Annotated in this window: 10 protein-coding genes; 3 read left to right on the top strand and 7 right to left on the bottom strand. The window is 71.5% G+C overall.

From position 1 onward, the window contains the following. Nucleotides 1–42 precede the first annotated feature (42 nt). Nucleotides 43–1416, top strand: coding sequence for a peptide ligase PGM1-related protein (locus ACFOWE_RS06360; protein WP_377286030.1), 1374 nt, complete (start codon nt 43–45; stop codon nt 1414–1416). On the opposite strand, the gene ACFOWE_RS06355 is transcribed toward ACFOWE_RS06360, so the two are convergent. Beyond that, nucleotides 1390–1596 (bottom strand): SCO4848 family membrane protein, encoded by a 207-nt coding sequence (locus ACFOWE_RS06355; RefSeq protein WP_377286029.1) that lies wholly within the window; start codon nt 1594–1596, stop codon nt 1390–1392. The genes ACFOWE_RS06360 and ACFOWE_RS06355 overlap by 27 nt on opposite strands. 137 nt (nt 1597–1733) lie before the next feature. Between ACFOWE_RS06355 and ACFOWE_RS06350 the strand changes: the two genes are divergently transcribed. Then, a complete protein-coding gene (locus ACFOWE_RS06350) occupies nt 1734–2954 on the top strand; it encodes a D-alanyl-D-alanine carboxypeptidase family protein (protein WP_377286028.1) in 1221 nt (406 codons plus the stop codon). A 473-nt stretch (nt 2955–3427) separates the two neighbouring features. On the opposite strand, the gene ACFOWE_RS06345 is transcribed toward ACFOWE_RS06350, so the two are convergent. From ACFOWE_RS06345 to ACFOWE_RS06330, 4 genes are all read right to left on the bottom strand, one after another. Beyond that, on the bottom strand, nt 3428–3910 hold the full coding sequence (locus ACFOWE_RS06345) for a GNAT family N-acetyltransferase (protein WP_377286026.1): 483 nt from the start codon (nt 3908–3910) through the stop codon (nt 3428–3430). 648 nt (nt 3911–4558) lie between these two features. Further along, the gene (locus ACFOWE_RS06340) at nt 4559–5497 is read right to left on the bottom strand and encodes a YihY/virulence factor BrkB family protein (protein WP_377286025.1); all 939 of its coding nucleotides are present in this window, start codon (nt 5495–5497) and stop codon (nt 4559–4561) included. A gap of 127 nt (nt 5498–5624) precedes the next feature. Beyond that, nucleotides 5625–6629: a tryptophan--tRNA ligase gene (gene trpS, locus ACFOWE_RS06335; RefSeq protein ID WP_377286024.1), complete on the bottom strand. Its 1005-nt coding sequence runs from the start codon at nt 6627–6629 to the stop codon at nt 5625–5627. 13 nt (nt 6630–6642) lie between these two features. Beyond that, nucleotides 6643–8031 (bottom strand): hemolysin family protein, encoded by a 1389-nt coding sequence (locus tag ACFOWE_RS06330; RefSeq protein WP_377286022.1) that lies wholly within the window; start codon nt 8029–8031, stop codon nt 6643–6645. 122 nt (nt 8032–8153) lie between these two features. Between ACFOWE_RS06330 and galE the strand changes: the two genes are divergently transcribed. After that, nucleotides 8154–9113: a UDP-glucose 4-epimerase GalE gene (gene galE / locus ACFOWE_RS06325; RefSeq protein ID WP_377286021.1), complete on the top strand. Its 960-nt coding sequence runs from the start codon at nt 8154–8156 to the stop codon at nt 9111–9113. A 39-nt stretch (nt 9114–9152) separates the two neighbouring features. Here galE and ACFOWE_RS06320 read toward each other — a convergent pair whose 3' ends face one another. Then, complete coding sequence (locus ACFOWE_RS06320; RefSeq protein WP_377286020.1) at nt 9153–9854, bottom strand: hypothetical protein; 702 nt, start codon at nt 9852–9854, stop codon at nt 9153–9155. A gap of 485 nt (nt 9855–10339) precedes the next feature. Further along, complete coding sequence (locus ACFOWE_RS06315; protein WP_377286019.1) at nt 10340–11317, bottom strand: malate dehydrogenase; 978 nt, start codon at nt 11315–11317, stop codon at nt 10340–10342. Between the last annotated feature and the right edge of the window lie 16 nt (nt 11318–11333).

The raw sequence follows: 11333 nt of genomic DNA, 5'->3' as shown, positions 1-11333 counted from the left end.
CTTATGATCACTAATATCCCATTTGGGGAGAAGCACTCCAGATTGAGCATCTTCGAACCGAACGAGGGAACCCTGGTGGTCATCCCCTCGCTCTCGCTCCCACAGGACGAGCTGCGCAGGATCACCGGCGCGCGCTGCTACGAGGAGCGGCTGCTCTTCCTGCTGTTCACGCTGAGACGGCCCGGCGTGAAGGTCGTCTATCTCAGCTCGGTCCCGGTGGACCCGGCGATCGTGGACTATTACCTGGGTTTCCTCGACGACCCGGACGAGGCGCGCGGACGCCTGGAAATGATCACCTTGGACGACGCCCGGCCCATGCCGCTCACCGACAAGCTCCTGCGGCGGCCCGGCATGGTCGAGCGGGTCCGCCGCGCCCTGGCCGACCCCGAGGACTCCTGGATGGTGCCCTTCGTGGTCAGCGAGGCCGAGGAGCGCCTCTCCGAACTGCTCAAACTGCCGATCTACGGACCGGCGACCGCCCTGGCCCACCTGGGCTCCAAGAGCGGAGGGCGGATGGTCGGCGAGGAGGCCGGCGTCCCGCTCGTCCCGGGCTTCACCGACCTGCGGTCGCTGACCGAGGTGGAGCACGCGGCCCGCGCGCTGAGCCGCGGCAGGCTGATGGTCAAGCTCAACAACAGCTACTCCGGGCTGGGCAACGCCATCGTGGTCAAGGACGCGCCGGACCTGACCGCCTGCCGTACGAGCTTCTCCGCCGCCGAGGAGACCTGGGCGACCTTCGCCGAGAAGATCGCCGAACGGGGGGCGGTGATCGAGGAGTTCCTGGAGGAGCGGCCGCTGCGCTCCCCCAGCGCGCTGGCCAGGATCACGCCCGGCGGCGCCTACGACGTGGTCGCCACGCACGAGCAGGTCCTCGGCGGCCCGAACGGCGACGTCTACCAGGGCTGCTCCTTCCCCGCCAGCCGGGAGTACCGCGCCCAGGTCGGCGAGTGCGCCGGGCGGATCGCCGCGGTGCTGGCCGGCAGGGGCGTGGTGGGCCTGTTCGGGATGGACTTCTTCGCCGTCAAGACCGACGGCGGCTACCGGACGCTGCTGTGCGAGATCAACCTGCGCATCGGCGGCACCACCCATCCCTTCGGCGCCGCGCTGCTGACCACGGGAGCCGTCTACGACCCGGAGACCGGCCTGCTGATGTGCGACGGCCGGCCCAAGTACTACGTCGCCACGGACAACTGCGCCGCCGCCCGGCTGCGGGGACGCCGGCCGGGGGAGGTCGTCGAACTGCTCCGCGCCCAGGGGCTCGGTTTCGACCGCGAGGCCCGCACCGGGAACGTGCTGCACCTGCTCGGCGCCGTCCCGGAGTTCGGCAAGCTCGGCTTCACCAGCATCGGGAACTCTCCGGAGGAGGCCGCCGACCTGCACCGGCGGACCCTACGGGCGCTCGGCCCCGCCGCGTAGGCCGCGCAGCCCGATCACGCCCAGCACGATCCCGAGCACGAGGTTGACCGCGATCAGGATCCCGTGGACCACGTAGAACGACGCCTTGTGGCCGTCCGCCAGGTTGAATCCAAGGTTGATCCACTCGAAGATCATGAAAGCGGCAAGGGCCAGCAGAAATCCGGCAATCTTTCGCGACATTTGCATCGTGTCCGTATTCCTCAGCGTGGCGCAGTCCGGGCCGGGGGACGAGCCCACACATGCCGAACACAGGCGAATCACCACAAAGCTACCCTGTGATCCCTATGGGGATGAAACATGTCGTACCTGCCGGAGTGTTGCTCACGGCGACCCTCTTCCTGGGCACGCCCGCGCAGGCCGTACCGGCCACGGCGGGCGGAGGCCCGGCGCCCGTCACGGCTCCGGCGCCGCCCGCTCCCGCACCGACCCGGGCGGCCCCCCTGGCGGATCCCCTGGCGGATCCCCGTACGGACCCGCAGGCGGGTTCCCCGGCCGGCTCCGCCGCCCGGGAGCCCGTCGGCGGCCCCCGCCTCGGCGGGCGGGGTATCGTCTTCCCCTCCGGGGTGAAGGCCCCGCCCAGGACCTCGGCGAAGTCCTACGTGATCGCGGACGCCGACACCGGCGAGGTGCTCGCCGCCAAGAACCCGCACGGCCGCTACCTGCCGGCGAGCACGCTCAAGGCGCTGACGGCGCTGACGCTCATCCCGAAGCTCGACAAGGCGAAGAAGGTCAAGCCGAGCAGGGAGGCCGTCAACGTGGAGGGCAGCGCGGTCGGCCTGGTGACCAAGCCCATCTACACCGTGGAGGACCTGTTCAAGGCCCTGCTCCTGGTCTCCGGCAACGACGCCGCCCTCGCCCTGGCCGAGGCCAACGGCGGCCTGGACAAGACCCTCGCGGACATGAACGCCGAGGCCCGGCGGCTCCAGGCGTTCGACACCGTCGCCAAGACGCCCAACGGCCTCGACCAGCCCGGCCAGAGCAGCTCGGCCTACGACCTGGCGCTGATCGCCCGCGCCGGTCTCGCCGACCCCGACTTCCGGCGGTACGTCAGCCTCAAGACCGACAAGTTCCCGGCGCCGAAGGGCTACTACGAGATCGGCAACCACAACAAGCTGCTCTGGCGCTACAAGGGCATGATCGGCGTCAAGAACGGCTGGACCTCCAAGGCCCTGGCCAGCTTCGTCGGCGCGGCCAAGCGGGACGGCCACACGATCATCGTGGCCATCATGCGGCACGACGGCTACATGTGGGAGGACATCGCCGACCTGCTCGACTGGGGCTTCGCCACCCGCGGCAAGGTCACCCCCGTCGGCCGTCTGGTGGACCCGGCCCCCGAACCCGCCCCCCAGCCGTCCCTCAAGGCCGCGCCTCCGGGCTCCCAGGGGTCCGCCGCCGATCCGCAGGCCGTACGGCCCGCGGGCGAGAACGCCGAGCCCGCCGGGCCCGGTTTCCCGCTCTCCTACGCGGCCGCCGCGGCCGGCCTGGCCCTGCTCGGCGCCGTCGCCTGGCTGCTGTACGGCCGGCGCCGTTCCCGCTGACCCTCCGAAGAGGAGGTGGGGCTGTCGTTGCGGTGGGGGCCTGCGTGGTGGGCATGGTCGCGCTCTGCGGGGGGATGTCCCGGGCGGCCGTCGCAGTTGATGTCCGGCGGGGTCAGGCCTTCGGCCTGGCGGGCGCGCGAGGTTGCGCTTTCGTATACGCCGCCCGGGACATCCCCCCGCGCCGCGCTCCTCGCATTCCGCCGTACGGCGTGCGGGCCGTATGGATGCGGTCCTTTCCCGGACGACCGTGCTTCCCGCCGATGCTGAAGCCTCGTTTCTGGTCCGCTTCGGGGTGCTCGCCGTCGCCTTGCGGCCATCCTGGAAGGAAGGAGCTCAGGGTCGCCCTCCGTAGGGTGCCCCTGCCGGGGCGTGCTGATATGGATCCGCCGACGGAGGAGTGGCGGTCCCTCCCCGGGAGAGCTCAGGGGCCCTCCGGGGCAGGCGGTGAAGGCCTGCCCCGGAGGGGCCCTAGGTCAGAGCCTCCTGTAGTAGACGGCGACCGGGAGCGGAGTGCACCCGAGCTTCTTGTAGAGGGCTCTGGCGGGCGCGTGGAAGGGATCGCCTCCGGTGCCGATCTCGACCACCTCGGCTCCGAGCGTCCGCATCTCGCCGAAGGCGTGCTCGCACAGCACGGTACCTACGTGGTGCCGGCGGTGCTCACCCGAGACGGCGAGGTGCGTGACGGTTCCGTTCCTGCGTGCCGGGTCGACGCTCCAGGCCACGTAGCCGGCGATGGAGTCCTCGACCTCGGCGACCGCGACGTACTTGTGCACACCCGGGTCGTGGAGCGCGGCCACCTGCTCGCGGTAGTCGTCGCGCCAGGCGCCGTGCTGGTTGGCGAAGACGACCTCTCCCACCAGGGGCCTGAAGTGGTCCTCGTAGAACGGCCGGAACGTCTCTATGGTCAATTCGATGAGCCGCGCCAGGTCATGCCGAACGAACGGACGGATGATCATGGAAGTGCACCTTTCAGGCTGAGGGCTGGACGCCCGAACGAAAAGGGGCATCAGTCGGCCCGCTCACGGCCTGTGTCGGCGGCGAGCCGGCCCTCAGCGGCGGATACGCCCGGCGGCGAAGCACTCCATGCGCACCACGGTAGCCCCCGCCGGACGACGGCGCCATCCGGATCATCGTCATCCCACCACATCCCGTACTCCCAGCCCTCGGAGACCGCTGGGCGAACGGACGACCTCTCCTGCCCCCCGGCAGGGGCACCCTACGGAGGGCGATCCTGAGCTCCTTCCTTCCAGGATGGCCGCAAGGCGACGGCGAGCACCCCGAAGCGGACCAGAAACGAGGTTTCAGCATCGGCGGGAAGCACGGTCGTCCGGGAAAGGACCGCATCCATACGGCCCGCACCCCGTACGGCGGAATGCGAGGAGCGCGGCGCGGGGGGACGTCCCGGGCGGCGTATACGAAAGCGCAACCCCGCGCGCCCGCCAGGCCGAAGGCCTGACCCCGCCGGACGTCAACTGCGACGGCCGCCCGGGACGTCCCTCCGCAGAGCGCGACCATGCCCGCCACGCAGGCCCCCACCGCAGCGACAGCCAAACAACCCGGACGACCGAAGCACCGGCCCCACCAAGAAGCCGTACGACCCGGGGTCAGTCCTGGGGCAGATCGGCGCCGCCCGGGACCGGGGTCGGCTCGGGCGGCGGCCCGAAGGAGGCGGTGGCCGTCCAGGCCGCGGCGTACATCACCACGCGAGCGGAGAAGTTGATCCAGACCAGCAGGCCGACCATCACCGCGAACACGCCGTAGACGGGGTTGTTCAGGGTGAACGAGAGCAGGAACGCGGCGAGTTGCTTGAGCAGTGTGAAAGCGACCGCGCCCAGCAGCGCGCCGCGCAGCACCACCCGGAAGGGCTGGGTGGAGCGGCCCAGCCAGCCGAGGATGATCAGGAAGACCACGGTGTCGGCGGCCACGCTCACCGCCAGGCCCGCCAGCCAGACCGTGCCGGTCCCGAGGAACGAGCCCGACAGGCCCAGCCACTCGGCCACCAGCCCGCTGGCCTGGGTGGCGAAGCCGCCGACCACGGTCGAGGCGACCATCGTGACGCCGACGAGGAGCAGGGCCGACAGATCGCGGAGCTTGCCGAGGAAGAAGTCGAGCGGCGCCTCGGTGGCCATGTACATGTGCCGGAGGGCGCCGCGCAGGACGTTGATCGCGCCGAGGCCGGTATAGAGCAGGCCGAGCAGGCCGATGATCCCGGCGGTGGCCTTGGAGTCGGCGATCTGCTGGATGGGGAGCTTGTCCGCCAGGCCGGGGAGATAGTCGTTGAGGGCCTTGGTCAGCGCCTCGTCGGCGTCTTCGTGGAAGGACAGGAAGAAGCCGAAGACGGCGTAGGCCAGCACGATGAGCGGGAAGAAGGACAGGAACGCGAAGTAGGTCACCGCGCCGGCGAGCCGGTCGCCGGACTGGAGCTGGTAGCGCTGCACGGTCCGGATCAGGTGGTCGAACCAGTGCCACCTGACGCGGTTCTCCTCGACGTGCTCGCGGCCCCATGCGCGGACCGCCTCGATCCGCGCGCCCAGGCCGCCCAACCGCGTCCCTCTCTGTCCGCCACCGGTGGATGACGGTTGCGATACCCCGGAGCCCGGGAGGGAAACGGGAGCGCCCCGGGCCGTTCACCGGCCGGCCCGCCGTGGAGCGGCCGGTGCGCTCGCGGCGTCAGGGAGCGGGCAGGAACCCCGCCCGGTCGCGGACCTTCTCCATGGTCTCGGCGGCCACCTTGCGGGCCCGTGCGGCTCCGGCGGCGAGCATCCGGTCGAGCTCGGTCTCGTCGGCGAGGAGCTTCTCCGTCCGCTCGCGGATCGGCGTGAAGGTCTCCACGACGGCCTCGGCCACGTCCTTCTTGAAGGTGCCGTAGCCCTGCCCGGCGTAGCGGGTCTCCAGCTCGGGGATCGGCGTGCCGGTCAGCGCGGACAGGATGCGCAGCAGGTTGGCGATGCCGGGCTTGTTCTCCTCGTCGAACACGATCTCCGAGCCGGTGTCGGTGACCGCCCGCATGACCTTCTTCCGGAGCGGTCCCGGCTCCTCGAGCAGGTCGAGGATGCCCGCGGGCGAGGAGGACGACTTCGACATCTTGGCCGTCGGGTCCTGCAGGTCGGTGATCTTCTCGACGCCCTTGGCGATGTACGGCTCGGGCAGCGTGAAGGTCTCACCGAAGCGGTGGTTGAAGCGCTGCGCCAGATCGCGGGTGAGCTCGAGGTGCTGCTTCTGGTCGGCGCCGACCGGGACCTTGTCCGCCTGGTAGAGCAGGATGTCGGCCGCCTGCAGGATCGGGTAGGTGAACAGGCCGACCCCGGCGGAGCTCTCGCCGTACTTCGCCGACTTGTCCTTGAACTGGGTCATCCGCCCGGCCTCGCCCATGCCGGTGAGGCAGATCAGCACCCAGGCCAGCTCGGTGTGCTCGCGCACGTGGCTCTGGATGAAGACCGTGGAGCGGTCGGGGTCCAGGCCGACGGCGAACAGCTGCGCCGCGGCGATCCTGGAGCGGCGCCGCAGCGCCTCGGGCTGGTAGTCCACCGTGATCGCGTGCAGGTCCACGACGCAGTAGAAGGCGTCGTGGCCCTCCTGCATGGTGACGTACTGCCGCACGGCACCCAGGTAGTTGCCCAGGTGAAAGGAGTCGGCGGTGGGCTGGATTCCGGACAGGACTCGGGGACTGGCCATGCCTTCAATTCTGTCAGGCGTCAGGAGTGCTCGGGGGCGAAGCCGCGGGCGGCGCGCCGGAATCCGCGGACGTGGCGCCGGAATCGACTGGAAAGTCCGCCTCCGGATCGCTGCGGGCCTCCTCCGGTTTGCGCACGATCCGGACCCGCGCGACCCTGCGCCCGTCCATCTCCACGACCGACAGCTCGAAGCCGGGGATCTCCACCCGCTCCCCCAGCGCCGGCAGGTGGCCCAGGGCCGCCATCACGAACCCGCCGAGGGTCTCGTAGGGGCCGTCGGGGAGCCGGATGCCGGTCTCCTCCGCCACGTCGCCGAGGTTGGCCAGCCCGTCGAGCTCGACCTGTCCCGCCGGAAGCACGTCGTGCCGGTCCTCCAGGTCGTGCTCGTCGCGGATGTCGCCGATGAGCTCCTCGACCAGGTCCTCCAGGGTGACGATCCCGGCCGTCCCGCCGTACTCGTCCACCACGATCGCCAGGTGGTGCCCCTCGTCGCGCATCTCCGAGAGGGTGCTCAGCACCCGCTTGCTGGCGGGAACCCGCTTGACCGGGCGGATCGGCACCAGCTCGCTGATCGGCTCGATCGAGCCGGTGAGCACCGGGTCGAGCAGGTCCCGGATGTGCACGAACCCGATGACGTCGTCGTAGGAGTCCTGGTAGACGGGGAAGCGGGAGTGCGGCATGGCCGCGGCCAGGACGGCGGCCTCGGCCAGCCGGGTGTCGGCGGCCATGAACTCCACCTCCGTGCGGGGCAGCATCACCTCGCGGAGCTGCCGCTTGCCCGCCGCGAAGACCTCCGCGATCAGGTGGCGCTCGTCCTCGTTGAGCTCGTGGTGGCCGACCACCATGTCCCGGAGCTCCTCGGTGGAGATCTCCTCCCGGTCCGCGCCGGGGTCGCCGCCGAGCAGCCTGACCACGCCGTCGGTGGACTTCGACAGCGCCCAGATGACGGGCCGCGAGAGCGCCGCCAGCCGGTCCAGGACCGGTGCGACCAGCAGGGAGAGCCCTTCCGCCCGCTGCAGGGCCAGTCTCTTGGGCACCAGCTCGCCCAGGACCAGGGAGCAGTAGGAGATGGCCAGGGTCACCAGCACCAGCGCGGCCGGGGCGGTGACGGCGCCGGGCACGCCCCATCCGGTGAGCACGGGGGCCAGGTCCTTGGCGAGGGTGTCGGCGCCGAAGGCGGCCGAGAGCATGGTGGCCACGGTGACGCCGATCTGCACCGCCGACAGGAAGCGGTTGGGGTCACGGGCGAGCTTGGCGGCCCTGGCCCCCCGGCGGCCCCGGGTCTCGAGCCTGCGCATCTGGCTCTCCCGCAGGGAGACCATGGCCATCTCGGCGCCGGCGAAGAATCCGCCGATCAGGACGAAGAGCAGGACCAGTGCGATGTTGGCCAGGACACTGTTCACGACACCGACTCCGTCATGGCCGTCGCCCGTTCCGCCTGTCGCCGATATTGGATGAGCCAGCATATGCTGGCGATAGGCTTACATAAATAAACATCTTCTAACAGGATCAAACAGGAGGGTTCGTGAAACTGCTGGTAACCGGGGGAGCCGGCTACATCGGGAGCGTCGTGGCCGCGCAGCTCGTCGAGGCGGGCCACGAGGTCACCGTGCTCGACGACCTCTCCACCGGCCACGCCGACGCGGTGCCGCCGGGCGCGCGCTTCGTCCAGGCATCGATCACCGAGGCCGCCCCCGCGCTGGAGGGGATGGACGGCGTGCTCCACTTCGCCGCCAAGTCCCTGGTCGGCGAGTCCGTGGCGAAGCCGGGACTCTACTGGGAGCACAACCTGGGCGGCACCCTGGCCCTGCTGGACGCCATGCGCGCCGCCGGCGTCGGCCGCATCGTGTTCTCCTCCACCGCCGCCACGTACGGCGAGCCCGAGCGCTCCCCCATCGTGGAGACCGACCCGACCCGCCCGACCAACCCCTACGGCGCCTCCAAGCTCGCCGTCGACACCGCGCTGTCCGCCTTCGCCGGCCTGTACGGCCTGGCCGCGGTGAGCCTGCGCTACTTCAACGTGGGCGGCGCCTACACCGCCGGGGACGGCAGGGTGTACCGCGAGCGCCACGCCGTGGAGACCCACCTGATTCCCAACGTCCTCGCCGTCGCGCTGGGGCAGCGCGAATCCGTCAACGTGTTCGGCACCGACTACCCGACCCCCGACGGGACATGCGTGCGCGACTACATCCACGTGGCCGACCTGGCCCGGGCCCACCTGCTCGCCCTGGACGCCTGCGCCCCGGGCGAGCACGCGGTCTACAACCTGGGCAGCGGCACCGGCTTCTCGGTCCAGGAGGTCGTGTCGGTCTGCCGCGAGGTCACCGGGCACGCGATCCCCGCCGTCGTCGGCGAGCGCCGGCCGGGGGACCCGGCCGTGCTGGTGGCCTCCTCCGAGAAGATCCAGCGGGAGCTCGGCTGGAAGGCGGAACGGCCCGAGGTGCGGGACATCGTCGCCGACGCCTGGGCCGCCCTGCCCCGCTGAGCCGTACGGAGCCGGCCGGGCCCCGGCCGGCCGGCTCCGTCAGCGTGACCGCGCGCGGTCGGAGTTGTCGCCCAGCCGGCGGTCGCCCAGGCGGGCCGAGTAGACGGTCGCCCGGGCGTCCACCGCGTCACCGCGCCCGCGCAGGACGAACCGGATCCGGACCCGGTCGCCCGGGCGCAGCGCGGCGAGCGCGCAGCCGGTGTAGTGCGAGCGTGAGCGGCAGCGCGCGCCGTCCGCCGAGACGACCCGGGCCCGCCTGGCCTGCAGGACGATCAGCCCGTCCCGGACGGTCCGCGGTCCCCGGTTGCCGACCAGCGCGTCCACCGTGACGGTCCGCCCGGCGCGCCGCAGGCCCGAGAGCCGGACCGACAGGTCGGCGCCCTCGCCGATCCGGGTCACCGTACGCGCCGCGTTGTCGCTCTCGTCGCCGTCCAGGACCTGCGAGGAGAGCCGCGCGGTGGCCAGCAGCGGGCCCTTCGCGCCGGGACGGACCACTCCGGTGATCGTCACCTTGCCGCCCTCCCCCACCGGGACGTCCCGGCCGGTGGCGCAGACCACCTCGCGCGCCGTACGGCCCGGGCGGCACTCCGCGACGTCCACGTGGAGGATCCTCACCCCCCTCGGCACCCGGACGGTGAGCACCGGCAGCACCGCCTCACCGGGTCCCGCGTTGCGCACCCTCGCCCGGTAGACCAGCCGCTGCCCGGGCTGCGCGCGCCGCGGCGACGCCTGCAGCCGCACGGACAGGTCCGCCCCGCCCGGAACCGCCGCGGCCCTCGCTGCGGCCCCCGTCGCGGTTCCCGCCGCGGCCCTCACTGCGGCCCCCGTCGCGGTTCCCGCCGCGGTCCCCACTGCGGTCCTCGCCGTGGCTCCCGCTGCGACTTCTACCACGGCCCCCGCCGGGACCCGTCCGGCCTCCGTCCTCCGGCTCTCCGCAGGCGCCGCCCCCGGCACCCCCGCGAGAACGAGACCCATCACTCCTGCGGCGACCCGCGCCGCACCACGCATCATCAACACCGCGCTCCCCCGACCATCAGCGATCATTGAACGCGGTGATCATGTTCTCCCACCCGACCGACACGCCACGTCTTCCTCATGACGGGGGCATGTGACGCGAAAGAGCCCCGGGCCACAGGGCTCGGGGCTCTTCTTCCGTGCGCGTCTTCCAGGCGCGTCCGCTCAGGACCGGGGAGGGGTCCGCCGGCCGGACGCCGGCCGGCCGCGGATCAGATGAGGCCGAGGGCGCGGACGGCGTCGCGCTCCTCCGTCAGCTCGCGCACCGAGGCGTCGATGCGCTCGCGGGAGAAGGCGTCGATCTCCAGGCCCTGGATGATCTCCCACTTGCCGTCGCGGGAGGCGACGGGGAAGGAGGAGATGATGCCCTCGGGCACGCCGTAGGAGCCGTCGGACGGGATCGCCGCGGAGGTCCACTCGGTGCCGTTGACCCAGTCGAAGACGTGGTCGATCGCCGCGTTGGCGGCGGAGGCGGCCGAGGACGCGCCGCGGGCGTCGATGATGGCGGCGCCGCGCTTGGCCACGGTCGGGATGAAGGTGTCGCGCAGCCAGGCCTCGTCCACCAGCTCGGCGGCGATCTTGCCGCCGACCTCGGCGTGGAACAGGTCGGGGTACTGCGTGGCGGAGTGGTTGCCCCAGATGGTCATCTTCTTGATCTCGGTGACCGGGACCTGGAGCTTGGCGGCGAGCTGGGAGAGCGCCCGGTTGTGGTCCAGGCGGGTCATCGCGGTGAAGCGCTCGGCCGGGACGTCCGGGGCGTGCTGCTGGGCGATCAGGGCGTTGGTGTTGGCCGGGTTGCCGACGACGAGGACGCGGATGTCGTCGGCCGCGTGGTCGTTGATGGCCTTGCCCTGCGGGCCGAAGATGCCGCCGTTGGCCTCCAGGAGGTCGCCGCGCTCCATGCCCGCCTTGCGCGGCATGGCGCCGACCAGCAGCGCGACGTTGGCGCCGTCGAAGGCGACGTTCGGGTCGTCGGTGATCTCGATGCCGCTCAGCAGCGGGAACGCGCAGTCGTCGAGCTCCATCGCGGTGCCCTCGGCGGCCTTGACGGCCTGCGGGATCTCCAGCAGGCTCAGCTTGACCGGGACGTCAGCGCCCAGCAACTGGCCCGACGCGATGCGGAAGAGCAGCGCGTAGCCGATCTGACCGGCGGCGCCGGTGACGGTGACCTTTACGGGAGTCTGGGCCATGACCTTCCCCCACTCG

It is taken from the genome of Planomonospora corallina (assembly GCF_042650625.1).
GTDB classification, from domain to species: Bacteria; Actinomycetota; Actinomycetes; order Streptosporangiales; family Streptosporangiaceae; genus Planomonospora_B; species Planomonospora_B corallina.
The sequence above is the reverse complement of the archived record's forward strand: the minus strand, read 5'-3'. Positions and strand labels throughout refer to the sequence as shown.

What these genes read in the sequence shown, in the direction of transcription:
- ACFOWE_RS06355 (WP_377286029.1), bottom strand. Translation starts at nt 1,596, where the DNA reads ATGTCGCGAAAGATTGCCGGATTTCTGCTGGCCCTTGCCGCTTTCATG.
- ACFOWE_RS06345 (WP_377286026.1), bottom strand. Translation starts at nt 3,910, where the DNA reads ATGATCATCCGTCCGTTCGTTCGGCATGACCTGGCGCGGCTCATCGAA.
- trpS (WP_377286024.1), bottom strand. Translation starts at nt 6,629, where the DNA reads ATGGCCAGTCCCCGAGTCCTGTCCGGAATCCAGCCCACCGCCGACTCC.
- ACFOWE_RS06315 (WP_377286019.1), bottom strand. Translation starts at nt 11,317, where the DNA reads ATGGCCCAGACTCCCGTAAAGGTCACCGTCACCGGCGCCGCCGGTCAG.